The organism is uncultured Hyphomicrobium sp. (genome assembly GCF_902826555.1).
Lineage (GTDB): Bacteria > Pseudomonadota > Alphaproteobacteria > Rhizobiales > Hyphomicrobiaceae > Hyphomicrobium_C.
This window is the reverse complement of the sequence record NZ_CADEFI010000007.1, coordinates 24,207-48,122: the sequence shown is the minus strand read 5'-3', so window position 1 is coordinate 48,122 and position 23,916 is coordinate 24,207. Positions and strand designations below refer to the sequence as shown.

General features: G+C 63.9%; 20 protein-coding genes. 4 read left to right on the top strand and 16 right to left on the bottom strand.

Annotation, left to right across the window (positions count from 1 at the left end; genetic code table 11):
- Positions 1-21 precede the first annotated feature (21 nt).
- The gene (locus QZV93_RS05300) at positions 22-1,878 is read right to left on the bottom strand and encodes an EAL domain-containing protein (protein ID WP_295556677.1); all 1,857 of its coding nucleotides are present in this window, start codon (positions 1,876-1,878) and stop codon (positions 22-24) included.
- 444 nt (positions 1,879-2,322) lie between these two features.
- Between QZV93_RS05300 and QZV93_RS05295 the strand changes: the two genes are divergently transcribed.
- Positions 2,323-3,630 (top strand): outer membrane protein transport protein, encoded by a 1,308-nt coding sequence (locus QZV93_RS05295; protein WP_295556580.1) that lies wholly within the window; start codon positions 2,323-2,325, stop codon positions 3,628-3,630.
- Positions 3,631-3,655: 25 nt separating this feature from the next.
- On the opposite strand, the gene chrA is transcribed toward QZV93_RS05295, so the two are convergent.
- From chrA to rfbF, 12 genes are all read right to left on the bottom strand, one after another.
- A complete protein-coding gene (chrA, locus tag QZV93_RS05290) occupies positions 3,656-5,029 on the bottom strand; it encodes a chromate efflux transporter (protein ID WP_295556578.1) in 1,374 nt (457 codons plus the stop codon).
- 132 nt (positions 5,030-5,161) lie between these two features.
- Positions 5,162-6,307, bottom strand: a complete 1,146-nt coding sequence (locus QZV93_RS05285) for a methyltransferase domain-containing protein (protein WP_295556577.1) — start codon at positions 6,305-6,307, stop codon at positions 5,162-5,164.
- Complete coding sequence (locus tag QZV93_RS05280) at positions 6,304-7,164, bottom strand: phytanoyl-CoA dioxygenase family protein (RefSeq protein WP_295556575.1); 861 nt, start codon at positions 7,162-7,164, stop codon at positions 6,304-6,306. The genes QZV93_RS05285 and QZV93_RS05280 overlap by 4 nt, the downstream gene beginning before the upstream one ends.
- Positions 7,161-7,886 (bottom strand): WbqC family protein, encoded by a 726-nt coding sequence (locus QZV93_RS05275; protein ID WP_295556574.1) that lies wholly within the window; start codon positions 7,884-7,886, stop codon positions 7,161-7,163. The genes QZV93_RS05280 and QZV93_RS05275 overlap by 4 nt, the downstream gene beginning before the upstream one ends.
- Positions 7,883-8,422 (bottom strand): GNAT family protein, encoded by a 540-nt coding sequence (locus QZV93_RS05270; RefSeq protein WP_295556573.1) that lies wholly within the window; start codon positions 8,420-8,422, stop codon positions 7,883-7,885. Before QZV93_RS05270 ends, QZV93_RS05275 begins: the two co-directional genes overlap by 4 nt.
- On the bottom strand, positions 8,407-9,159 hold the full coding sequence (locus QZV93_RS05265; protein ID WP_295556675.1) for a CmcI family methyltransferase: 753 nt from the start codon (positions 9,157-9,159) through the stop codon (positions 8,407-8,409). The genes QZV93_RS05270 and QZV93_RS05265 overlap by 16 nt, the downstream gene beginning before the upstream one ends.
- 23 nt (positions 9,160-9,182) lie before the next feature.
- A complete protein-coding gene (locus QZV93_RS05260; protein WP_295556571.1) occupies positions 9,183-10,331 on the bottom strand; it encodes a DegT/DnrJ/EryC1/StrS family aminotransferase in 1,149 nt (382 codons plus the stop codon).
- 160 nt (positions 10,332-10,491) lie between these two features.
- A complete protein-coding gene (locus QZV93_RS05255) occupies positions 10,492-11,739 on the bottom strand; it encodes a glycosyltransferase family 2 protein (RefSeq protein WP_295556569.1) in 1,248 nt (415 codons plus the stop codon).
- Complete coding sequence (gene rfbC / locus QZV93_RS05250; protein WP_295556567.1) at positions 11,736-12,278, bottom strand: dTDP-4-dehydrorhamnose 3,5-epimerase; 543 nt, start codon at positions 12,276-12,278, stop codon at positions 11,736-11,738. The genes QZV93_RS05255 and rfbC overlap by 4 nt, the downstream gene beginning before the upstream one ends.
- Positions 12,275-13,510, bottom strand: a complete 1,236-nt coding sequence (locus QZV93_RS05245) for a class I SAM-dependent methyltransferase (RefSeq protein ID WP_295556566.1) — start codon at positions 13,508-13,510, stop codon at positions 12,275-12,277. Before QZV93_RS05245 ends, rfbC begins: the two co-directional genes overlap by 4 nt.
- Positions 13,497-14,597, bottom strand: a complete 1,101-nt coding sequence (rfbG, locus tag QZV93_RS05240) for a CDP-glucose 4,6-dehydratase (RefSeq protein ID WP_295556673.1) — start codon at positions 14,595-14,597, stop codon at positions 13,497-13,499. The genes QZV93_RS05245 and rfbG overlap by 14 nt, the downstream gene beginning before the upstream one ends.
- On the bottom strand, positions 14,588-15,361 hold the full coding sequence (gene rfbF / locus QZV93_RS05235) for a glucose-1-phosphate cytidylyltransferase (RefSeq protein WP_295556564.1): 774 nt from the start codon (positions 15,359-15,361) through the stop codon (positions 14,588-14,590). The genes rfbG and rfbF overlap by 10 nt, the downstream gene beginning before the upstream one ends.
- A gap of 211 nt (positions 15,362-15,572) precedes the next feature.
- Here rfbF and QZV93_RS05230 point away from each other — a divergent pair, with 211 nt between their 5' ends.
- Positions 15,573-18,857 (top strand): tetratricopeptide repeat protein, encoded by a 3,285-nt coding sequence (locus tag QZV93_RS05230; protein ID WP_295556562.1) that lies wholly within the window; start codon positions 15,573-15,575, stop codon positions 18,855-18,857.
- 18 nt (positions 18,858-18,875) lie between these two features.
- Here QZV93_RS05230 and QZV93_RS05225 read toward each other — a convergent pair whose 3' ends face one another.
- The 3 genes from QZV93_RS05225 to hutX all read right to left on the bottom strand — a co-directional run bounded on the left by QZV93_RS05225 (position 18,876) and on the right by hutX (position 21,836).
- On the bottom strand, positions 18,876-20,558 hold the full coding sequence (locus QZV93_RS05225; RefSeq protein WP_295556561.1) for an OmpA family protein: 1,683 nt from the start codon (positions 20,556-20,558) through the stop codon (positions 18,876-18,878).
- Between the two features lie 221 nt (positions 20,559-20,779).
- On the bottom strand, positions 20,780-21,265 hold the full coding sequence (locus QZV93_RS05220) for a hypothetical protein (protein ID WP_295556559.1): 486 nt from the start codon (positions 21,263-21,265) through the stop codon (positions 20,780-20,782).
- A 46-nt stretch (positions 21,266-21,311) separates the two neighbouring features.
- Positions 21,312-21,836 (bottom strand): heme utilization cystosolic carrier protein HutX, encoded by a 525-nt coding sequence (gene hutX / locus QZV93_RS05215; protein WP_295556557.1) that lies wholly within the window; start codon positions 21,834-21,836, stop codon positions 21,312-21,314.
- A 366-nt stretch (positions 21,837-22,202) separates the two neighbouring features.
- On the opposite strand from hutX, the gene QZV93_RS17570 reads away from it, so the two are divergent.
- Both QZV93_RS17570 and QZV93_RS05205 read left to right on the top strand, forming a co-directional pair.
- Positions 22,203-22,385 (top strand): hemin uptake protein HemP, encoded by a 183-nt coding sequence (locus QZV93_RS17570; RefSeq protein WP_363156601.1) that lies wholly within the window; start codon positions 22,203-22,205, stop codon positions 22,383-22,385.
- Positions 22,386-22,558: 173 nt separating this feature from the next.
- Positions 22,559-23,872 (top strand): PLP-dependent transferase, encoded by a 1,314-nt coding sequence (locus QZV93_RS05205; RefSeq protein ID WP_295556553.1) that lies wholly within the window; start codon positions 22,559-22,561, stop codon positions 23,870-23,872.
- Positions 23,873-23,916: the final 44 nt, after the last annotated feature.

Below are 23,916 nucleotides of genomic sequence, written 5' to 3'. Positions count from 1 at the left end.
AACGCGGCCCGCGCGCGTGCCTCACCCGGCCGAAGCGAGGCTTGTGACCGGCCGCACCGACGCGAGGTAGCCAGGGACCTCGCTGGCCGGAACGGCGGCTGAATAGTAGTGGCCCTGAGCGATCGCGCCTCCGAGCTCATCGAGAGCGCGCTTCTCCTCTTCGCTTTCGATGCCCTCGATGACGCAGTCGAGGCCCATGTCCTTCCCGAGGGCCAATAGCGACCGCACGATTTTACGGCTGGCGGGGCGCTGATGAAGCCGCGTCACGAAACTGCGATCGATCTTGATCTTGGTCAGCGGCAAGGCATGGAGCTGCGTGAGGCTGGAATATCCCGTTCCGAAATCGTCGAGCGAGATCCCGCATCCCATCAGACGCAGCATGTCGGTCGAACTGCGCACCTGCTCGAAATCGTGGGCAAACGCCGTCTCCGTGATCTCGAGATCAATGCGGGCCGCATCGAACCCGCTCTTCTGGATGATGCTCATCACCGCGATGGTGCTGTCCGCCGCGTTCAGGTCGTGCGCAGACAGGTTGAATGAAAGGCGGAGATCGTCAGGCCACGCGGACGCGGCCGACAGGGCTTTTTTCAGGAGCGCGCGAGAGAGCGCTCCAATGATACCGGCGCGCTCGGCGACGGGGATGAAATGAGCGGGAGAGACACGACCGAGAACCGGGCTGTTCCAACGCGCCAGCGCCTCGAAGCCAAGTGGCAAGCCCGTGCGCATATCCACGATCGGCTGGAAGACAACGGATAGCTCGTTGTCGAGCGAGGCTTGCCGCAGCGTTTGTTCGATGCGTGCGTCGCGATGGATCTGCGCGTGATGCGTCGCCGTGAAAAGGGTGCTGCTGCCGCGCTTGGCGCGCTTTCCGTGATAAAGCGCATAATCCGCGTTGTCGAAGAGCTGTTCGGCTGTCGATGCCAGCTCGGGGAATATCGAGATCCCGACCGAGCCCGAGATCAATACGGTGGCGTCGGGAAGCTCGAACTGCGCATGCAGCGCCGCGCAGATCTCGTCGCCGCGTGCGACCACCGCCTGGTCGTCAGGCGCGTTGGACATGAGGAATGCAAATTCGTCCCCGCCGAGGCGCGACAGGAACATGTCGTCACCGCCAAAGAGCGAGGCGAGGCGCTTGCCGACCGCAACCAGCAGCCGGTCGCCGGTCGAATGGCCATAGAGATCGTTCACGGGCTTGAACCCGTCGAGATCGATCACGCCGACGGCGAGGCGGGTGTTATTTGCGCGCGCCGACTCGAGCGCTTCATCCAACTGGGCGAAGAAGGCCCGCCTGTTCGGGAGGTCGGTCAGGCTGTCGAGATTGGCGAGCCGCAGGTTCTCATTGCTGAGAGCCAGCGTCTGGTCCTGCGCGTCGATCATGCGCGCGAAGGTCTGATGGTTGATGACCAGAATGGTCAGCATGGCGATGCACACCAGCACGATGTTGATCGCAATCGCAATGAACGTCGGCTGGCCCGTCGACATGAAAAACGCGACAAAAGCCCCGTTGACGATCGCGGTTACGGCAAACGCCGCGGATCGCAAATGCATGAGGCAGAAAATGCAGGCGATGACCGTGATCGCCATATAGAAGGCGATATGCGACTGCGAATAGGCGTTCCCGTAGGGATAAAGCAGAAACGACCACGTCGTGAAGACGATCGGAATGACGAATGCCAAGCGATTGGTGCGGTTAAGCTCGCGTAAGGCAGCTTCCGGCGACGGCTCGCCACGCGACCGCAGCCAGTGATTGATCCTAATTGCGCAGATCAATGTGAAGACCGCCGGTACGGCGATCGTCAGCCACGCTGGCGCTATCGACAGGTGCGTCGCGGCAAGAGCCCATGTATTTGCAAGGAGAATGAGATACATCATCGGCATCTGGCGCGACAACGCATGATGCTTCGCCTTCAGAAGCGACGGGCTTTCCGACGCAACGGAGAACAGCGCAATAATGCTGGAAAATAATGTATTCACATCAACGACCTAACGCAAACTGGGTCGGAATCGTAATATGGATGACTTAATATTTCCTCTGACCGTGAAACTGGGTCGGAGAGACGCCGCATGACTATCCTGGGTCAGATGCGGAATTGATACGGGCTCGCCCCGAAGCTCGCGGCGCGCGCCGTTATTAACCGGATAGAAATCCAAATAGCTGGACGCTGTATATCGCACACGAGGCCGTGGGCGCGGCGCCGTTTTTTCATGCGTAAGAAAAGCAAAGATATTTGGGGGGACGAGATGTTTCGCGCGGGGGGCTCGCGGCGCGACAAGCGCTGCGAGAGCGGTCGATTGAGGGGGGTCGCTGCAGCGTGCGCCGGAATGGCGGTTGCGGGTCAGGCGCTGGCAGGCGGCTTGGGAATTCGCGAGCAATCGGCGTCGGCACAGGGGGCTTCGTTTGCGGGTTCCGCAGCGGGCGGCGACCTGAGCTCCAGCTTCTGGAATCCGGCGGCAATTGCCACCGCGGACTATGGCCTCCTGACGGAAAGCCATACGGCATTGATCAGTGCGGATTTCGACGTTCGCGCGGAAAGCATCAGCGTGCTTCCGGGATCGGTGCTGGGTGCATCGACCACCGAAGTCAATGATCGCGGCGAAATCGATCCGCTTGTCCTGCTCGCATCCTCATACGCCGCCTGGCGCATGAACGACGACTTCGTTTTGGGGTTGGCGATCAACTCGCCGTTTGGTTCCAAGAACAAGGTCGACAACCAAACCTGGTCGGGACAGTATCACTTCCGCTCATCCGAGCTTCTGACGGTCAATACAACCCTGATGGCGTCCTACAGGGTGGCGCCCGGCCTGTCCATCGGCGCCGGTCCCCAGATCCAGTATCTGTCGCTGAACATCAAGGCCAACCCCTCGGGCGGGCTCGCCCCGACGCAAGGCAGCTCGGAAATTGATGGTGACGACATCGGCGTGGGATACACGGTCGGCGTGCTTTGGCAGCCCAGCGAGTGGACGAGCATCGGCCTCGGCTTTCGCTCGGCGGTCTCGCACGAGGTCGAGGGCGAGGCAACGGCTTCTCGCGGCAGGCTGACCACCGGCACGTTTCTCGGCACCGTCGCGTTCGCTCCGGTCGATTTCCGCGCCAAGCTCGAGACACCGGACATTCTGACCTTCAGCGTGCGACAGGCATTAAGCACGACCACGCGTCTTCTCGGCACGGTCGAATGGACGAACTGGAGCGTCCTCGATGAAGTCGATTTCATTGCGGCCTCCGCCGGAGGTCCGGCAATTTTGCCGGTCTCGCCGGGCCAGACGGTCAACATCCTCGAATTCAATTGGAACGATGGCTGGTTCTTTGCGCTCGGCGGAGAGTGGGACTACTCCAAGAGCCTGACGCTGCGCGCCGGTGCGGCGTACGAAGTGTCGCCGATCCGCGAGGCCGGCCAGCGGAAAATCAATATTGCGGACAGCAACCGCGTTTGGTTGAGCGCGGGAGCGACAATGGCGCTCACGGCCGCGACGAGCGTCGACTTCGCCTATACGCACATCTTCTTCGACGACGCGCCGATCGACAGCCTCTCTAGCTCGCCGGGCACAGCGACCACCCCCGTCAGGCGCTTTGTCGGCACCGCAGATCAGGATGCGGACATCGTGGCGTTGTCTTTGAAGACGCGCTGGTGAGCCCCGGCGGTCTGGATCGAGGCCGTCACGCCCCGAGCGCGAGGGCCGCGACGGCGCAGGCGGCGAGAGTCGGGATCATGCCGGCTTTGAAGCGCAGCATCGCCACCATCGCAGCAGCCGAGAGCGCCGCCGCCCGCCAATCGATGGAGCTGAGCACGGGCAAGTCCGGGCCGATGCCGAAAATCTCGATCGCCCGCACCTCCTTGAACACGACATGCAGTCCGAACCATAAGGCGAGGTTCAGGATGACTCCGACGACCGCCGCCGTGATCGCCGAGAGCGCCGACGAGATCGCCGCATTTGCACGCAAGGCCTCGATGTAGGGCGCACCGAGGAAGATCCAGAGGAAGCAGGGCGCGAACGTGACCCACGTGGTGAGCAGGGCGCCGAGGGTGCCGGCGAGGATCGGATCGAGCACACCCGGATCGCGATAGGCGGCGATGAAGCCGACGAACTGCAGCACCAGGATCAGCGGCCCCGGCGTCGTCTCGGCGAGGCCCAAGCCGTCGACCATCTCTCCGGGTGCGAGCCACCCGAAATCTGCCACTGCGGCCTGGGCCACATAAGCGAGAACGGCATACGCGCCGCCGAACGTGACAACCGCCATGGCGCTGAAGAAAGCACAGATCTGCGTCCAGACGCTCGACGAGCCCGTCGCAAGCCAAAGCAGAAGCAGCGGTCCGAGCCAGATCGGCACCCAGACTGCGAGCACCTGCAGCGCACGCTTCCACGACGGATCCGCGTGGGTCAGCTCTCCGCGCTCGAACATGACGTCCACGACGCCCTTGGAGTCGGGTGCGGTTTTTCCCCCATGTCCACCTCCGGCAAAGAGATGCGGGGCGGAACGGCTGCCGATCCAGCCGATGATGCCGGCGGCAAGGATGATGAGCGGAAACGGGATGCGGAAGACGTAGATGCCGATGAAAGCCGCAAGCGCGATTCCGATCATGACCCGGTTCTTGAGCGCCCGCCGTCCGATGCGCAGCACCGCCTCGACGACGATCGCCAGAACAGCCGCCTTCACGCCGAAGAACACGGTTTCGATCAGCGGTACGTGGCGATAGAGCACGTACAGGATGCTGAGGCCGAGCATGACCAGGGCGCCGGGCAAGATAAAAAGCAGGCCCGCCGCAAGACCGCCCTTGGTGCGATGCAGAAGCCAGCCGATGTAGGTCGCGAGCTGCTGCGCTTCTGGCCCCGGCAGCAGCATGCAGTAGTTGAGGGCGTGCAGGAAACGCTGCTCGCCGATCCACCGGCGCTCCTCGACGAACTCCTTGTGCATCAGGGCGATTTGGCCGGCCGGCCCGCCGAAGCTCAGAAGACCGACTTTGGCCCACACGCGCAACGCCTCGGCAAACGTTGGAGCGGCAGGCGTATCTTTTTCGGCAGCAACAGTCATGCCCGCACACCTATGACGATGAGATGACGGAGAGCCCCATGAGGCAGCTCTCGCCGCGCCCTGGTAGCAATGATCGACACCGTCGTACAGCAGCAAACTGCGGGTGCGACCAGCCGTTGCCGGCTGCGGGCATCACAGCCAGATGTGCGCGAGCCCGGGCCGGTGGAGCCATGGCTGCGCGGCAATGGCGTCGCGCGCCTTGAGCGGATTGAGTCCGACGAACATTGCGGAGACATCGACTGGAATCTTTTCCGGCGTGATCACCGGCCGGCCGAAATGTGTCGCACCCTGCAGGTGGGGATTGCGATCGAGGAACGCCACCACATCGACGCTACGGCCGACGCGGCTCATGATCCAGCTTCCATAAAAACCGGCGCCATAGATGACCACCTTTTGGCCGGCCAAACGCACGCCCTCCGCGTCGAGATGCGCCGCGGCCTTTTCCCAGAAGCCACAGATTTCGCGCGCACGTTCCGCGGCCTCGCCAGCGAGCGCGGGATCAGGAGCTTCCGTTTGCGCCTCGCGCACGGCGATCGCGAAGAACGCGCCCGGGAACGAAGTCCGGTCGAGAGCCTTGAGGCGAAAGCCCCCGGCCGTCAGCGCGTGCCTCAGCGAAGCCTCGCTGAAATGATTGAGGTGATCCGCAACCGCCATGTCGCCGGGGTTTGCGTCAACATCGGGGAGCGACAGCAGAAGCTGGCCGCCGGGCACGAGGAGGACGGCAATGTCACGCAGAAAGCCGACCGGATCTGGCACATGCTCGATAACGAAATGGCTCATGACGGCTTCGAAACGCCCGTTCCATGCGGGAGGGATCGAATAGACGGCCTGGGCGTCCTTCGGAACCCAGCTCTCCCACGCGTCGGCATAGTCGTTGCTCACGTCGAAGACGTGCGGGGCAAGATCCCGACGATCGGCCAGCATCTTGCGCAACGTGTCTGCTTTGGCCGCTCCATAGTCGAGGATCCGCGCGCCAGGCGGGAGCTCCAACAGCTTGAGCGCGATGGCGGCCTGATGATCGGTGCGATAGAGGATCGTTCCGTCGGTCTGCACGGCAAAGATCTGATCATGCCCGTCGCTCGCGAGCGAGATGCGGTACACGGTGTCGTAGAATGCCCGGATATCCGGGACATCGTCGCACTGCGCATGCCCGCAGCCGTCGCAAACGAATACGCGCGTCGGCATGTCGAGCAGCGTCATGATCGAGGTGAGCGCTGGCGCTGGCGCATCGTAGGCCGGCGTCGAGATCGTCTCGCCGCAGACGCGGCAAGCCCTCATGCTGCGTCCTCGCGGCGCGCGACCAGCTCAGGGAGAACGTCGGCGAATTTGACCCCGGCGGCGAAGGATCCCTTCCACCCGATGCGGATGCCGACCGGCTCTGCGAAATTAAAGTACCGGAACTGGATGCTCCAGCGCGGCGTCATCGACACGTTATGCCCGGACTGGTGCAACGTAAGGAAATCCATGAGCACGAGGTCGCCCGGGATCGTCAGCGGCGCCACGATCTTGTAACGGGCAAGCCTCTCCTCGGCGCGGTCGAGATGCAGCGCATAGGCGCCCGTCTTGCCAGCGCCCGCATCGTCCTCATAGACCGGCACGAGCCCTTCCGCATGAGAACCTTCGGCGATTTGAACAGGCCCCATGTCGGCGGTCACCGGAAGAAGCGGCGTCCAGAACACGATGCCGTCGACGCTACGCAGCTGCGAGGGAAACTCCTGATGCCACTGGGCGCGGAACTTTTCTTCGCCGGGGTTGTCGATGCGCATGCCGTAGCCGCCGGCGGCGATGCCGGGGATGCTGCCGGGCCGCAGCGCCGTGAAGGTCTCGTCGTTCCGCGCGCCGGTGACGAGGCGCATGAATGCGGGAATCTGCTTCACGGCATCGTAGATCTCTCCGCCCCACGCCCGGTTCTTGGCGATGAGCCGCGGGTAGGCCAGGCTCATGGCCTCCACCGCCGTGCCCGTCGGCGCATCGACGCCGTACTTCCGGCACGTCAGCTCGAGGATCTGCCGAATGCCCTCCTGGATCGGCGCGATGTCGCTTGCGGCGTCGTAGAACTGCGGCAGGACGGTATAGCCCTTGCTCGAAAAGTCCGCGAGCGCGCTGTCTGTAATGGTCGCGATGCCGTTTGTCATGATGGGACCTTTTCCTGCTTGAGGAAGTCGCGCCACCCGAGGGTGGCGGCATTGAGATGGCGATGCGCTGCAGGGCCCGTACGCGCGATAAGATCGAGCACCGTTACGTAAGGTGTGAAAGATCCGCCGGGCTGTGGCCAGCGCGTGCGGCTGTAGTTCATGTACTCCACCGCGACGCCGTGCGCCTCGAACGCCGCGTGGTCGAGATAGTTGGCGGCGCCATGCCCGGTAAGATAGCGCTGTCCGCTCTGGGAGAGCACGAGATCGAGCACGCGGTGCCACGAGGTACCCTCGATGCCGAGCCCGCTCGTACGCAATATCCGGCGTCCCGTGCCGATCCCCAGATAGCGTGCCGGCTCCTCGATGCTGGCGATCAGGAGCTCGATCAGGGAGGGCCGGCTGTAAGCGGCATCGAAGATCGCCAGCGCGTCGTCGATGTAGGGTGCGTCGATCAGGGATTGGCACAGCAGCGCCCGATGGCTCGCTTTCCAGTCGTCACCCGCCGCCGAAAGATCGCTGATCTTCTGGAAGCTTCCCTTGCCCGCGAGCGGGATCGTCATCCATGCGCGTTCGTTGCCGCGCAGAACTTGGATGCGGTTCGTGAAGCTCCCTTTCGAGAACTGCGCATCGTCGAGGTAGATAAAGGTGTCCGCGAGCATGAGCTGCTCGAAAAATCCGGGCCACGGAAACAGCATCGGCTGCGTGATGACGACGGCGCTCATGACGCGTGCCCGGAAAGCCGTTCCAGCAACAGCACGTCGTGCTGCACCCCTTCGGCGGTGGTGAAATGCGTCCTGAGCGTGCCGACGACCTTGAAGCCCAAAAGTAGATTGTAGCGCAGCGCCGTGAAGTTGTCGGCGCGCACCTCGGAGAGAAGCTTGATCAGTCCCAGCTCGTCGTGGGCAATGGCGATAAGCTTGCCGAGTGTCGCCTGTCCGAGCCCGCGCCCGCGCGCGTTGCCGGCGAGACAGATGCCTGCATATCCGCTGCGGTTGCGTCGGTGCACGTTGCCGATCTGCACGTAACCGGCGGCCTCGCCGCAGGAGGCATCCTCCACGATCCGGAACAGACCGCCGGGCTCGTTTCGCCGCCTCGCAATCCAGCCGTTGACGGCCGCGTCGTCGAGGGCATCGGGCACCGTGAGCAGGAGAGATTGCAAAGCCAGGTCGCGCCGCAGCCGGAACAGCATCGGCAGATCGTCCTCGCGCACGTCGCGAAAAGCGACACGAGGCCGCTCCAATGTCACGGGCGCGTGCATCGGAGATATCCCCCGGGCGAGCTCGAGAGTACGAGTTTGCCGTTGAGAGCCTCGTCGATCTCGAACCGATCGGTCTCGCCCATGTACGCCTTGAGCGCCGCATAGGGTTCGTCGCCCGGATACCAAACCTTGGAGCGCTTGGTCGGTGCTTGCGACATGTCTTGGCGGCCGAGCAGCGTGTCCGCGACGACGAGATAGTGGCCTTCGGTGACGAGAGGCCCATAGGTACGCAGCTCGGAAAGCACGTGATCGCGGCTGTGGTCGCTGTCGAGCACCACCATCACGGAAGCGCCGGCAGGAATCTCCGCTTGAACGCGCTGCAGCGTTTCCGGCGCCGTCGAAGGTCCCTCGATCAACGAGATGCGCGGTGCCAGCAGGTGCGTCTCGATCGAGTCCCGATTGTGCGCACGGATGTCGATGTCGACGCCGATCACGCGCCCTTTGCCGATCACCTGCAGCAGCGAGGCCATGAAGATCATCGAGCCGCCGCGTGCCACGCCCGTCTCAATGATGATGTCCGGCTTCGTGTTCCAGATCACTTCCTGCGTCGCCAGGATGTCCGCCGGCATCTGGATGATGGGCACGCCCATCCAGCTCCAGAGATAGGCGTAGTCGTACTTGTCGAGATGCACGAGCGTATCGACCGCGTGCTGAAAGGCGGTCTCGTCCCGGCCGAGAGCCAGCGACATCTCGCGCTTGTGGGCTTCGAACTCGAGGCGGTCGTCTTTGCTCGCCATGACGTTCATGCGTTCGCCGTTCCCTATGCCGATTGTTGCAGCCGCGCGCTGCTGTCGCCGCGATGAGCGCGCGCCACCACGACCAGCGTCGAGGCCACGCGGTCGATCTCCGCGTCCGTCATGTCGTGATAGCTCGGCAGGTTGATCGCCCGTTCCGGAATGCTCCACGCATTGACATTCTGAGGCTTGCCCTCGAACATCGGCAGGCTCGACAGCGGATGGAAGAAGACGCGCGCGTCGATGTCGGCAGCCGCGAAGCCGGCGATCAGCGCTTCGCGCGTGATCTCGGTCACAGGATGGAACACGGCGGTCGGCATCCAGGCGCCGTTGACGGTGCCCTCGGGCTCGGGATTCATCGAGATACCGGGGATCGAGGAGAGCCGCACCATGTACGCGTAGAGGATCTCCCGTTTGCGCGCGACGAGTTCCTCGATGCGCTCCAGCTGTGCGCAGCCGATGGCCGCTTCGATATTCGACATCTTGTATTTGAAGCCGATGGCGTCCGCCCAGAACTGCTTTGTCTGCCCGCGCGCGCGCCCGTGATTGCTGAGCGTCAGCAGGCGTTCGTAGAGCGCGCTGTCGCTCGTGACCAGCATGCCGCCTTCGCCGGTGGTCAGCGTCTTGGTGCCGTGGAAGGAGAAGGTGCCGAACAGCCCCATGGAGCCGGCACGCCGGCCATGCCATTGCGATCCGATCGCCTCCGCCGCGTCCTCGATGATCGGGATACCGTGGCGTTGCCCGACGGCCAGCAGCGCATCCATGTCGCAGAGGTTGCCGTAAAGGTGCGTGGCGATGATCGCCTTGGTGCTGGGCGTGATGTGCCGCTCGGCCTCGGCGGGATCGATGCACCACGTGTCGGAGAGCACGTCGACGAAGATGGGCGTCGCGCCGAGATGCACGATCGGCGCCGCGGTCGCGATCCAGTTGCTGTCCGCTAAAATCACCTCGTCGCCGGGGCCGATGCCGAGCGCCGAAAGCCCCATGTGCATGGCGCCCGTGCAACTCGACGTCGCGATGGCGAAGTGGCTTCCGAGGTATGTTCTGAAGCCGCGCTCGAAACGATCGATGTAGTCATAGCAGCGCGCGCCCCAGCCATTGGCTGCCGCATCCGCGGCGTAGGACGTCTCGACCGCTGTAATCGATGGTTTCGTATAGAGAATTCGGTTTGTCACGCCCCTGTCCCTTCGTGCAGGCCAGCAGAAATTCACGAAGCTCGGGCACGCAAAACTGTGGCGACCCTAGCCTTTGAAGCTGGCGCGAGGCTGGGCTGCACCCTGCCCGTCAGAAGCGGGAATGTCGGTCTAAGAGGCGTTCAATTTCCACCCTCAAAGGTCAAAGGATGGTGTGCTGCGAAAGATCGCCGTCCGTGAAGATGAGGTTGGGCTTGTAGCCGAGAGCGAGATACCTCTCGCGCAACGCGGGGTTGCCGGCGAACACGGCCGAGCGCGGGGCCTTGGCCCGATCGTGCTGAGGCGGTTCGGTGGTCACTTCGATCTGTGGCTCGAGCCCCAAGCTGCGCAGCATGTCCTCGATTGCGGCGGGATCGGTCGTGCCGGCAAGGATCAGCCGGTCGATATCCGCCGTCGCGTTGACCTGGTAGGCAAGCGTCTGCAACGCCGCCATGAGAGGCAGCGCGTCGCGAATTTTTGTCAGCTCGGGATGCTCTCCCATGCCGCCGATGGCCATGCGCGTATAGAGCTCGTAGGCCTTGATGTAATCCTTGCGCGCCACCCAGAACCGGACGGCCACCGCCATGCGGTTCAGCATGAAGATCCGGCACTTCTCGTCGTAGAGCGCGCGAGCCTCGCGCGTGTTGCTGATCTTGCCGCGCTTGAGGCCGACGTAGAGGAAGTACTCGAGGCCGCCGCGATAGCTGTCCCACCCAGTCATCACGCCGTCGTTTCCGGCCTGCTGGCGGTTGGGCGCGATCTTCGAGCGCGTGACCGAGCGGTAGAACGGCTGCTTGAGAAACGCGACAGCGCCCTGGTCGAGGAAGTGCGCGAGATAGGAGAACGCCCAGAAGCAGAATTCGCGCGGCACCCATGCGGAGCGCAAGGCCGAGGCGCGATAGATGCCGATCTCCGGAAAGATGTGGCGCTCGAAAATGAACTGGAACAGGTCGGCGAAGCTCCCCTGCGGGAACTTCTTGTCGGCATCGACCGCATAGAACTGCGTCACGTCCTTGTCCGCCACCTCGTCGTAGAGGTACCAGGGCGCGTGGCAGGCCGCGACGTCGGGATTGGCATCGAGGTAGGCCATCGCCTCCGTGACGCGGTCCGCGATCAGGAAATCGTCGTCGGCGAGGTAGATCGCGTAGTCCCCGACCGCGTGGTGGAAGGCGCACGCGAGATTGGGCCCCGAGCCGCCGTTGACCGCACGCCGGTGGTAACGGATCGGCAGGCCCTTGGCGATGAACGTCTCGACGACGGCTTTTGTGTTGTCCGTCGACGCGTTGTCCGAGATGACGATCTCGTAGGGGAAGTCGAACTTGTAGTCACGTTCGCAATGATCGAGCGCGTTCCGAAGATAGGCCTCGCGATTGAAGGTCGGAATGCAGATGCTGAGTTTGACGCCGCTCATGAATGGGCCTCCAGCCGATAGCGTTCGAGCGCCGCATCCCGCGCGCTGATGACGGTGGGTGCGAGCGGCCATGCGATCGCGAACGCCGGATCGTCGAAGCGCACGCCACGCTGAAGCTCGGCCACATAAACCTCTGACATCTGGTAGAAGATTTCGCAATCGTCCTCGAGCGTCACGAACCCGTGCGCGCATCCTGCCGGGATGTAGAAGGCATTGCGCCTGCCGGCATCGAGCTCCACCGCGGCCCACTTGAGATAGCTCGGCGACGACGTCCTGAGGTCGACCGCAACATCGAAGGCGCGGCCTGAGGTGGCCCGCACGAGCTTCGCCTCGGGTTTGGGCTCGGCCTGATAGTGCAGTCCCCGCAGTGTGCCGCGCTTGGTATTCGTCGAGACATTGCACTGGGGAAATTGCGACGCCAGTCCATGCGCCGCGAACGTCTCGGCGCAGAAGGTGCGCGCGAACATCCCGCGCTCGTCGCTGAGTGCGTCGATCTCGACGACGAAAGCGCCGGCGACTGCGGTGGGGATGATCCTCATGCGAGCACCGTCAGTTTCGGAACCGCGATGACGAAGCGCCCGCCCCAGCTGCGGACCTGACTGTTGGCGGCCATCACCTCGTTCTTGATGTTCCACGGCAGGATCAGCACGAAATCGGGTCGGGTCTCGGCGAGCTTTTCGGGCGAATAAATCGGCAACTTGCTGCCGGGCAGGAACTGGCCCTGTTTGTGCGGATTGCGATCCACGACGTAGTCGATGAGATCGGTGCCGATGCCGCAGAAATTGAGGAGCGTGTTGCCTTTCGCGGCCGCGCCGTATGCTGCGACGGTTTTGCCGGCGCCCTTAGCGTCCATGAGAAAGGCGATGAGCCCAACCTTGATCGGCGCGATGCGGCTTTGGAAGCTGTCGTAGATGCCGGGCTGGCCGAGACCCGCAGCGGCTTCGTCGGCGCGCACCTTCGCGGGGCCGGCGCCGGTCACATGCGCGTCCGAGGTCACGCGCGTTGCCAGCACGCGCAAGCTCCCGCCATGCGTCGGCAGCTCCTCGACGTCGAACACCTTGAGGCCGTGCGCCGCGAACACCTTCTCCACCGCGAGCAGGGACAGATAGTAGAAATGCTCGTGGTAGATGGTGTCGAACTGCACCTCTTCGATCAGGCGCAGAAGATGCGGAAATTCGACGCTGACGACGCCGTCCGGCTTCAGAACCCCTGCGAGCCCGCCCACGAAATCGTTGATGTCCGGCACGTGAGCGAGCACGTTGTTGCCGACCGCGAGGTCGGCGGCGAGCCCGCGCGCGACAAGGTCGGCCGCGGTGCTTGTGCCAAAAAAGCGCGCTTCGGTCGGCACGCCGGCCGCGCGCGCGACGCTTGCCACGTTTTCGGCCGGCTCGATGCCAAGCGCGGGAACGCCCATGCCGACGAAATGGCGCAGCAGATAGCCGTCGTTGCTCGCCACCTCGATCACTTGCGAGCTCTCTGTCAGGCCGAACCGGCAGCGCGCCATGCTCGCGAAGCGCTGCGCATGCTGGACCCAGCTTTCGCTGTAAGACGAGAAGTAGGCGTAGTGACCGAAGATGTCCTCGGGCGGCACGAAGGCATCCGCCTGTACGAGCCGGCAATCCGAGCACACGAAGACCACGAGCGGATAGGACGGTTCCGAGCGCTGAAGCTGGTCGGCGCCGAGGTAGGAATTGGCGAGCGGCGTCCGGCCGAGATCGGCGAAGCGCTGTGTCAGCGGCGCCTGGCAGAACCGGCAGCTATGCGGGCTCATGGTCGCGCTCGCTAGCGGGCTGCAGGTCGGCTGCGCGCTCGTAGGCCGCGATCTGGCCGAGGGAGAAGGCGCGCATGTCGGCGCCGTCACGGTGGGCCTTGTACCATGCCGCCGTCCAATCGATCGCATCGCGAAGTCCGAGGCGCGGCTGCCATCCGATGGATTGCCGCGCGAGCGCGGAGCTGAGCCGCAGCGCCGCCGCTTCGTCGGGATGCGGTCCGCGAGCGGGTCGCCACGCATTCGGGATGCCGTGCGCATCCCCGAGCGCATCCGCAAGCTCGGAAACGGTTGCGAAGCTGTCCGCGTCCGGCCCGAAGTTGAGCGCATCCGGCAAGACGCGATCGCGATCGGTCGAGAGGGCCCGCGCAAACATCAGGTAGCCGCCGAGCGGCTCCAGCACATGCTGCCAGGGGCGCACGGCATGGGGATAGCGCAGCTCGATCGGCTCGCTCCGTTCGAGCGCACGGATGAAGTCCGGCACCAGGCGGTCCTCCGACCAGTCTCCACCGCCGATGACGTTTCCGGCGCGAACGGTCGCCAGACGCAGGTCGCGATCCTCGAGGAAGCTGGCCCGGTAGCTGTCGCAGACCAGCTCGGCACAGGCTTTGGACGCGCTGTAGGGATCTTTGCCGCCGACCCGGTCCGTCTCGACGAAGGGCTGGTTGCTCCCGTTCTCGGCGTACACTTTGTCCGACGTCACGACGAGCACAGTTCGCACCGACGGGCATGCGCGGATTGCTTCGAGCACGTTCGCCGTACCCATGACGTTGGTCGAGAACGTGCCGAGCGGATCCTCGTAGGAGCGGCGCACGAGCGCCTGGGCCGCCAGATGGACCACGATCTCCGGCCTGAACGCGGTAACGAGGGACCTGAGTCCCAGGAAATCGCGAATGTCGCAGATGTGATGCTCTGCGTTTTTCCAGGGGGAAAGGCGGTCGTAGAGAGAAGGGGCCGTTTCCGGTTCGAGCGCAACCGCGCCCACCACCGCGCCGAGCTTCTCGAGCCACAGGCCGAGCCACGCCCCCTTGAAGCCGGTATGCCCGGTCAGGAGCACGCGTCGGCCGGCCCAGAACGCCCCTAGCTCCAGACTTTCCATGGCGCCTTTCCGGAGTTCCAGAGGTCCTCGAGCTGCACCCGCTCGCGCAACGTGTCCATGGGTTGCCAGAAGCCGTCGTGCTTGAATGCGGCGAGTTGCCCGTTGGTGGCGAGCCATTCGAGCGGGCCTGCTTCCCAGATCGTGTCGTCGCCGTCGATGAGGTCGATCACCGAACGGTCGAGCACGAAGAATCCGCCGTTGATGCGCTGGCCGTTTCCGCGCGGCTTCTCGATGAACGACGTCACCCGGTCATCGGAGACGACGGCGGCGCCGAAACGGCCGGGCGGTGTGACGGCGCACATCGTCGCTTTGAGGCCATGGTCGCGATGAAACGCGATCTCCGCCGCTACGTCAATGTCGCTCACGCCGTCGCCGTAGGTCATGCAGAACGGCTCATCCGGATCGAGATAGTCGCGCACGCGCCGGAGCCGCCCGCCCGTCATCGAGTGCATGCCGGTATCGACCACGGTCACGCGCCAGTCGAGGCGTTGCGCCCGATGGTATTTCACCGCGTTCTTGGAGAGGTCGACCGTGATGTCGCTGTGATGCAGGCAGAGATTTACGAAGTATTCCTTGATCATATAGCCCTTGTAGCCGGCGCAGACGATGAAGTCCTTGAGGCCGTGATGGGCATAGATGTTCATGATATGCCAGAGAATCGGCTTCTCGCCGATCTCGACCAGCGGCTTGGGACGCACGCTGGTCTCCTCCGCGAGGCGCGAACCGAGACCGCCGGCGAGAATCACGACCTTCATTCGAGAGAGCTCCCGCGGCAACGATGAAGGTTTGGGATTGGGTCCTTATCTGTCGCCAATCTTGAGCGAGGCTTGTGCACGCCGTACCGCGCCGAGCGTCGGCCGGCTGCTCACGCCCCACGACGAAAGCTCCGCACAAGCCCCACGCAGGTTTTGCTTCCTATAAGCGAGGACTCGGATATGCGTTAGCCACACCCTTGGTCGAGGGAAAATGACCCGGAAACAGCGGCGGCTCATGCAGTCGAAGGCGCACGCGGCGCATGGCGATAGCCAGGATTCTCTGGCTCTTCGTGATTTTCGCGAGGCATTGCAGCACCTCCATGAGGGACGGTTGCAGCAGTCCGCCGACGCGCACAAGCGAGTCCTCGCGCGCGCCCCCCGCCACGCTCCGAGCCTGCACAATTTGGGATTGATCGCATTCAGGACCGATTCCCGGCACGAGGCGATCGACTACATCCGCAAAAGTCTCGAGATCGACCCCAAGGCGTCCAAGGCCTGGCTCAATCTCGCCGTCATCCTTGGAGAGGCGCGCCGCCTGGACGAAGCCATCGAGGCGTGCCGGCAGTGCGTGAGCCTGGAGCCGGAGGACGCCAAGTCCCGCGCGATTCTCGGCGACCTCCTCCGCATCGCGCGCCATTCGGTCGAGGCCGTCGGCGCCTACGAGGAATCGCTGAAGCTCAAGCCCGAGCAGCCCGCGGTTTTGGCCAGGATGAGCGAGCTCCGGCTGCAATCCGGAAATCTGGCTGATGCCATGGCGCTCTGCCGGCGCGCTCTCGCCATCGATCCCGCACACGCCGATGCACGCAAGCTCGAGCGCCACATTCTTGCGGCCGGCGGGCGCATGGACGACACGAGTGCGCTCGTCGAGGCCGCATCCGGCGATCCGGCCGAGCGGGCGCGTCACTACGACGAGGTTGCGGCGTTTCTGCGCTCTCGCAAATGCTTTCTGGAGGCCATCCCCTTCGCGCGCCGTGCCATCGCCAGCATGCCGGACACGGCCGACTACCACTTCAGTCTCGCGGCCCTTCTCGATGGCGCCGGGCGCCGGGACGAGGCGTTGCTCTGCTATCAGAAGGGCCTTTCGATCGATCCGGAACGGGCGGAGGCCTACAAGAACGTAGGCGCGCTGCTCCGCAAGATGGACAAGCACGCGGGCGCCCTGACGGCCTTCGAGCACGCGGTAAAACTGGATCCGGGGCTCGCCGACGGTCACTACAATCTGGCGAGCCTCTACAAGCTGCTGGGGCGATACGAGGAGTCGCGGGCCTCGTTCGTGCGCGCGATCGAGAGCGCGCCGGAGCCTCTCGCGCATCGCTTCGAGCTCGCCAATCTGCTGAGCGCGCTGTGCGATTGGAGCGAGATCCACGAGCACGAGCAGCGCTGCCTCGAGTTGCTTCGCACCACCAATAAGGGCGGCGTTGCGCCGTTCCTGCTCATTTCGATGCCCTCGACCAGGGCCGATCAACTCGAGGCTGGCCGCCGTTTCGCACAGACTTGGGTTGTCCCTGACGAGCTGCGCTTCAAAAGCTGGTCGGCGGGTACGGAGCACGGCCGCCGAATTCGCATCGGCTATCTTTCGGCGGACTACATCTCGCATGCGACCGCCATGCTGCTCGCCGAGGTGTTGGAAGCCACCGATCGCAGCCGGTTCGAATTGTTCGGCTATTGCTACAGCCCGGACGATGGCAGCGATATGCGCCGCCGCATCATCCAGTCCTTCGACCGTTTCGTCGATATCAACCGCATGACCGATCGGGCGGCCGCGAAAGCCATCCACGACGACGGCATCGACATTCTGGTCGATCTGAAAGGTTATACGCGCCACGCGCGCACGGAAATTCTCGCCTATCGGCCGGCGCCGATCCAGGTCAACTACCTGGGCTACCCCGCGACCATGGGGGCCGACTTCATCGACTACATCGTCGCCGACGCGATCATTACGCCCAACGAGCACCAGGACGACTACTCCGAGCGCATCGTCCAGCTTCCGAATTGCTACCAGCCGAACGACAGGCAGCGTCGCATTTCCGACGATACGTTCACTCGCGCAGAGCTGGGTCTGCCCGAGAACGGCTTCGTATTCTGCTCGTTCAACAACACGTACAAGATTACCTCCGAAGTGTTCGACGTCTGGATGCGCCTGCTCGCCAAGGTGCCGGGCTCCGTGCTTTGGATTCTTGCGCCCGACAGCGGCTGCCAGCGCAATCTCATGCGCGAGGCCGAGGCAAGGGGGATCGACCCGTCGCGTTTGGTATTTGCCGATCGCATGCCCATAGAGCGCCATCTCGCGCGCCACCGCCTCGCCGATCTGTTTCTCGATACGCTCCCCTGCAATGCTCATACGACGGCCAGCGACGCGCTGTGGGCGGGTCTGCCGGTGCTGACATGTCTCGGCGAAACCTTCTCGGGACGCGTCGCTGCGAGCCTTCTCAGCGCGATGAACCTTTCCGATCTGATCGCCGGTAGCCTCGACGATTACGAACGCATCGCTCTCTCCTTGGCCGAGGACAGGACGAAGCTCGACTCGATCCGGAACCGCATATCCGTGGAGCGTGACACGAGTCCGCTCTTCGACACGGCGCGCTACACCCGCAACCTTGAACGTGCCTATGAAACGATGGTGGATATCATGAGACGTGGAGAGGCGCCTCGCGCTTTTGCAGTGACGGAAAGCCGGCCGGGCAGCGCTGAGGCCGCAACCGCGCCCGCGCAGCTTTTAGGTGAAGCGCGCGTCGCCTATGCCCATTGTCCGCTGTGCGAGGCCGGCGACATCCCCTACCAGATCGAGGCCAAAGTCACCGATCATCCCCTCTACAAGGCCGAGCTGCCGCCGACCGTGAAGTGGCGGAGCTGCACGGATTGCGGTCATGTGTTTACGGAAGGCTATCTCACGCCCGAGGCACGCGACATCGCCCTGTCGACGACGCCGCCTCACCAGGAGGTCGGCTACGACATCGAAGGCCAGCGCAGGATCTCGGCCCGCATCGTCGAGCGCGTGGCTCGTTACGTGCCCACGGGAGAATGGCTCGATGTCGGCGCGGGGAATGGCTCGCTGCTCTTTACCGCAGCCGAGTGGGGCTACGCGACCCTCGGCACGGATCCGCGCATCGACACCGTCGAGCTCCTGCTCCGGCTAGGCTTCAAGGCCTACTGGGGCGGCGCAGAGGATCTCGAGTCCACGGGCCGCTTCAATGTCATGAGCATGACGGGCGCGCTTCAGAACGCGCCGCATCCGAAACGGCTTCTGGCCGCAGCCCACCGCATGCTGCGCACCGGCGGCGTTCTGTTCCTGTCGATGCCGAACAGGGACACTGTAGCGTGGCGCGTGATGGATGCCTCGGGCTCGAATCCCCACTGGGGGGATTTGGAGCTCAACCACATCTTTACGCGCCAGCGGCTTGTGAAGCTGCTCGAGGCGCACGGCTTCAAGCTTGCCGAGTATGCCGTCGGCGAGCAGGCCCCGAGCACGATGGAGATCATCGCCATCAAGGTTTGACGACCGGCACCATCCGCCTCACTCGGGGGCGTCCCATCCCTCGCGAGAGAGCAGCGGCGTGACGCGCCGCACGGAGACTCGGCGGTTGATCCACGACGGCCCGTCGGTCTGCTCCTTGAGGTATTCCTCGCCATAGCCCTGCGTGGTGAGGTTCTCCGGCGGGATGCCGAAGTTGTCGGTCAGGATGATGGCGACCGCTTCGGCGCGCCGGTCCGAGAGCGACAGGTTGTCGACGTCGTCGCCGACTGCGTCCGTGTGCCCCTCGATCATGAACAGCTCGCCAGGCGACCGATCGATGACGCGCTGGATGGCACGCGCCAGCCGCTCGAGCGTGGGATACTGGTCGGGCGTGACCTCCCAGGACGCGAACTCGAAATTGATGGTATCGAGATCGACGCGCCGCATGCGTTCGAGAATGGGGTAGTTCTGCCGCACCTCGTCGAGCGTGTAGCCGCGGTCCAGGCGCTCGATGGGCGGCGCGCTCAGCGTATCGTAGAGATCGTCGGGAGAGGCGCGGTCGTAGTCCACGATATAGCGGTCGCGGGGAATGCGCACGACCGGCGGCGGCAGGTCGATATAGCTTTCGCGATAGGCGCCTGGACCGAAATAGCCCGGCCGGTGGGAATAGGACCGCCGGTTGTCGAAGAACACGTACTCGCGGCCGTCCCGGTCTCTGCGGCTGCGGCGTACGACGCGTCCTTCGTCGTCCATCAGCGAGTAGATCAGAGCACCCGCGACGCCCATCGTCACCACAGTGAGCAAGCCGTCCTTGCGCCGCTCGCGCCGCAGCTCTCGATGCCCTTTACGGGCGAACCGGGCGCCGTCGTCGTGGCGGATGTAGACGCGGTCGTCGTTGCGGACGATGACGCGCCGGTCTGGCTCGATGATGATGTTGCGCGAGCCGGCTTGGCGCGTCGTGCGCTTGTTGCGTAGCGCTTCGAACTTGTTCGCGGCGGAAGGCGTCCACTTTTCGCCACGCGGCCCGCCGCTCTTGTCCTGAGCGCGCTTGCGTGCTCTTTCGAATTCCAGGTCCGCATTGGCGCGATCGTATTTGGCGGGCGGGCGGTTGGCGTTCCGGTCAGCCTCGATCTGCTCCTTCTTCGACGGCTGGGGCGCGACCCTTACGGCGTCCTGCCTGTCCTTGATGGCTTTGCGGCGGGCCGCGTCAGCCTCCTGCCTGTCCCGGATCGCTTTGGCTCGCGCGGCTTCAATCTGCTCCTTCTTTGATGCTTGCGCGGCTTTCGCGGCGTCCTGTTTGTCCTTGATAGCCTTCGCACGCGCAGCCTGGGAATCCTGCTGCGCCTTGCGAGCCTTTTCCTGCGCGGCGTCTGCTTGTGCCTTCTTGGCTGCCTGCGCGGCTTTGGCGCCGTCCTGCTTGTCCTTGATCGCCTTCAGACGCGCGTTCTGAGCATCTTGCTTGGCCTTGACGGCGTTCGCTTTGGCAGCCTCTGCTTGAGCCTTCTTAGCCGCTTGCGCGGCTTTGGCGGCATCCTGCTTGTCCTTGATCTTCTTTGCTCGTGCAGCTTCGATCTGTTCCTTTTTGGAAAGAGTGTCGCTGTTCTGCGCCATCCGTTGCGGCTCGGCGCCAGCCGGAGCGGCGCCGTCGGACGGCGGAACCTGGGCCCCGACGGGAGGTGCGACGAAGGAGAGAATGGCCACGAGAAGAGAGGAGGAGAGGGGCGCGCGGGAAGATGGGGTCATAGACGATCCAATATTGGGACGCCGCGAGGCAGGCGTCCGCCACGTGAAAATGCACCGGCTGACGAGGCGCCCCGATCTTGGGACCGGCCAACGCCTCGGTCAGCTGTCGTGGCAAGCATCTAAACCGCGAACCTGGGCAAAACGTGGCGAGAGTGTGGCGTTCAGTAGCGATGCCGCGCAGCCTCCGGCCGAGCCCTCCCACGCCGATGGGGCGTTGCGCTTTAGTGCAGCCGGACGATGCTCGTTGCGGGAGCACGGCGGGACGAGAGCGTTGCAGCCACGGCCGTTCCGAAGCGTTTGGCAGCCGCCGCCAGCACCGGCGCCTCGGTGCGCCGCGCAAATTCAGCCGCGGCCTCGTCGATGTCGTACGCATCGCCCCGGTAGCCCGTCTGCATCAGCATCACGAGCTGCCATTCGTCCTCCGTCACGTTGTGACGGCAGTTCGGACAGAACGGAGACAGATAGCCGAAGCCGCCGCGCCGTTCTGCGCGCATGGCACGAATGAGAACGGCGATCCGCGACGCGATTGCAGGGCCGTCGTCCGCGCCATATTTCGTTTCGGCGTGACTGATCGCGCGGTCCCAACCCTCGGCATGGTTGTGTTCATAGCTCATGCATTGCAGGCGTACGAGATAAAGCCACTCCCGCTCCACCTCGCCGAGATTGGTGGCCTGTATGGGCGTGAGCGCCTGATCTTTGTTGCACATGACGATGCTCTCCCGGGACATCCGAGCCGTGTGTTGCGCGCGCGTATCAAAATGCGGCGCGAAGCGCTTCGAAGCGCGCCACCTGCTCGGGAACGAGGTTGCGGCTTTCATCGCGGCGCACGAAGATTTTGAACATCCCGTCGCCGTCGAAATTGAAGAACTGGATGGAGTGGGATAGGCGACCCATGAACGGTCTGGAAATGAACGCGATCTCCTGGCAGCGGGCTGGGCGAATGTGCCCGCCGATCGGGCTCTCTCCGTGGAAGTTCAGATAGCCGCGGCCATAGCTCGCCGGTGGCAGCGGACCCTCGCATTCGAGCACGAGGTCGGGCGTATGCACGATGAAAAGGATCGGTCCCCACGTTGACACCGCCTCGAGGATCACATCCAGCCGGTCGGCTGTCACGATCTTGCGGTTGGCGTCCGGAAGCGCGCGCACCACATCGAGCGTGCTGACGCAATAGGTGCGCGCGATATCCTCGAGAATACCGTCGGCGTTGGCCGCGAGCCGTTGTGCGAGCGGCATGAACACATCTTCGCGCTGATATGTAGATTGTGTCGCTGTTGCCATCGATGTCTCTCCGGTTTGCGCGCTATGCGGCCGCGACTCGTAGCGAGCTATCCAAGAGAAAGGGCGGCAGCGCCCGATCCGGCCTCGGAAGAACAACCGGAAAAGCACGCCGCCGCCAACTTGGGGGTCCCAGGCAGTGCGGGAGGATACTGGGCCCCAAGACTCATTGAATCGCTGCGGCATGCGCCATGACAATTCACCGAGAGAAACTCGCGGGCAGCTCTGCGCCGCCCGATTGCCCGCATCGCGTTTGCGGACTTGCACACCCTATTAAAGTTGAATTACATAGTCAACAAATAAAACCGGTTCGAGTCGGCCGTCGGCAAGCGATTCCGCGGGTGCGGCTTTTTAGGATCTGAATACGCGATGTCACCGGACGAGAGCAGAAAACCGGCTTCCAGCAGGCCACCACGTCAGCACGCGGCGCCACCCGTTCGTTACGTCGTTTCTGAGCTTCTTATGGGTGGCAGCGAAGCCATCCTCGAGCACGACGGGTCCGAGTATCATCTGCGCATCACCGCTAACGGGCGGCTCATACTGACCAAATAATAGGTACCAACATGATCGCACTCTTGAGACAGGTTCGACGATTTCTCTGGGTCGTCTGACGAGCCGCCATCCAAAAAGTTGGAGGAGTTTCCCTCTTCACCCCCATGACGTAGGCCTCGCTTCGGGCTAAATGTCAGCCGCAAGCAAGGCTGTATGCCGTGAGGAGGAAAGTCGTGAGCAAAAGCGAAGAGGCGGACAAAGCGCCGCGTGCCGAGACCATTGTGCTGCACGCCGGATGGAGAGCGGATCCTACCACCGGCGCCGTTGCCGTGCCGATCTACCAGACCACCTCCTATCAGTTTCGCGACACGGAGCATGCCGAGAATCTCTTCGCGCTGAAGGAGCTCGGAAACATCTACACGCGCATCATGAACCCGACCACGGACGTGCTTGAAAAGCGCGTCGCCGCACTCGAGGGTGGCGTGGCTGCGCTCGCTGTCGCATCGGGCCAGGCCGCGTCCGCCTTCGCCGTCCAGAACCTGGCGCGCGCCGGCGACAACGTCGTGAGCTCGACGGATCTCTATGGGGGCACTTGGAATCTCTTCGCCAACACGCTGAAGGATCAGGGTCTGGAGGTTCGCTTCGTCGATCCAACGGATCCCGAGAATTTTCGCCGTGCGACCGACAGCCGTACGCGGGCTTATTACGCCGAGACGCTGCCCAATCCGAAATTGACCGTGTTCCCCATCGCCGAGGTGGCGGAGATCGGCCGCCCGCTGGGGATTCCCCTCATCGTCGACAATACGGCCGCGCCCGTGCTCTGCCGTCCGCTCGATCACGGTGCCGCCATCGTCGTCTACTCGTCGACGAAATATCTCGGCGGGCACGGCAACTCGATCGGCGGCGTCATCGTTGACGGCGGCAATTTCGACTGGGCCGCGCACCCCGATCGCCAGCCCGCGCTTTCTTCGCCCGATCCGAGCTATCACGGCGCGATCTGGAACGAGGCCGTGAAGCCGCTTGGTCCCATCGCCTACATCATCAAGGCGCGCACGACGCTGTTGCGCGACCTCGGCGCGGCTCTTTCGCCGTTCAACGCCTTCCTGCTGTTGCAGGGGATCGAGACCGTGCCGCTGCGCATCGCGCGCCACTCCGAGAACGCCGCCGCTGTTGCGGACTGGCTCGCGAAGCACAAGTCCGTGACACGCGTCATTCACCCGTCCCAGCAGTCTGGCACGCAGCGTGCGCGCGCCGAGCGCTACCTCAAGGGCGGCGAGGGCGGCCTCCTCGGCTTCGAGCTGGCGGGCGGGCGTCAGGCCGGGCGGCGCTTCATCGATGCGCTGAAGCTCTTCTATCACGTCGCCAATATCGGCGACGCGAGGAGCCTCGCCATCCATCCCGCGTCGACGACTCACTCGCAACTTGCGGGCGATGAGCTGGCGGCAACCGGCGTGACCGAGGGCTACGTGCGCCTTGCGGTCGGCATCGAGCACATCGACGACATTCTCGCCGATCTCGACCAGGCCCTCGCTGCCGCGACCGCCTAGGTGCGGTCGTCGTGGTTCAACGTCGTCGTGACGCCGCGCATCGA

Bases quoted from the DNA above. Each gene is read 5' to 3' on its own strand.
- QZV93_RS17570 (WP_363156601.1), top strand. From the start codon at position 22,203: ATGTCACCGGACGAGAGCAGAAAACCGGCTTCCAGCAGGCCACCACGT.
- chrA (WP_295556578.1), bottom strand. From the start codon at position 5,029: ATGACTGTTGCTGCCGAAAAAGATACGCCTGCCGCTCCAACGTTTGCC.
- QZV93_RS05230 (WP_295556562.1), top strand. From the start codon at position 15,573: ATGACCCGGAAACAGCGGCGGCTCATGCAGTCGAAGGCGCACGCGGCG.
- QZV93_RS05275 (WP_295556574.1), bottom strand. From the start codon at position 7,886: ATGAGCGCCGTCGTCATCACGCAGCCGATGCTGTTTCCGTGGCCCGGA.
- QZV93_RS05285 (WP_295556577.1), bottom strand. From the start codon at position 6,307: ATGAGGGCTTGCCGCGTCTGCGGCGAGACGATCTCGACGCCGGCCTAC.
- rfbC (WP_295556567.1), bottom strand. From the start codon at position 12,278: ATGAGGATCATCCCCACCGCAGTCGCCGGCGCTTTCGTCGTCGAGATC.
- QZV93_RS05245 (WP_295556566.1), bottom strand. From the start codon at position 13,510: ATGAGCCCGCATAGCTGCCGGTTCTGCCAGGCGCCGCTGACACAGCGC.
- QZV93_RS05295 (WP_295556580.1), top strand. From the start codon at position 2,323: ATGGCGGTTGCGGGTCAGGCGCTGGCAGGCGGCTTGGGAATTCGCGAG.
- QZV93_RS05225 (WP_295556561.1), bottom strand. From the start codon at position 20,558: ATGACCCCATCTTCCCGCGCGCCCCTCTCCTCCTCTCTTCTCGTGGCC.
- hutX (WP_295556557.1), bottom strand. From the start codon at position 21,836: ATGGCAACAGCGACACAATCTACATATCAGCGCGAAGATGTGTTCATG.
- QZV93_RS05265 (WP_295556675.1), bottom strand. From the start codon at position 9,159: ATGGCGAGCAAAGACGACCGCCTCGAGTTCGAAGCCCACAAGCGCGAG.
- QZV93_RS05280 (WP_295556575.1), bottom strand. From the start codon at position 7,164: ATGACAAACGGCATCGCGACCATTACAGACAGCGCGCTCGCGGACTTT.
- QZV93_RS05300 (WP_295556677.1), bottom strand. From the start codon at position 1,878: ATGCCGATGATGTATCTCATTCTCCTTGCAAATACATGGGCTCTTGCC.
- QZV93_RS05255 (WP_295556569.1), bottom strand. From the start codon at position 11,739: ATGAGCGGCGTCAAACTCAGCATCTGCATTCCGACCTTCAATCGCGAG.
- rfbF (WP_295556564.1), bottom strand. From the start codon at position 15,361: ATGAAGGTCGTGATTCTCGCCGGCGGTCTCGGTTCGCGCCTCGCGGAG.
- QZV93_RS05270 (WP_295556573.1), bottom strand. From the start codon at position 8,422: ATGCACGCGCCCGTGACATTGGAGCGGCCTCGTGTCGCTTTTCGCGAC.
- QZV93_RS05220 (WP_295556559.1), bottom strand. From the start codon at position 21,265: ATGTGCAACAAAGATCAGGCGCTCACGCCCATACAGGCCACCAATCTC.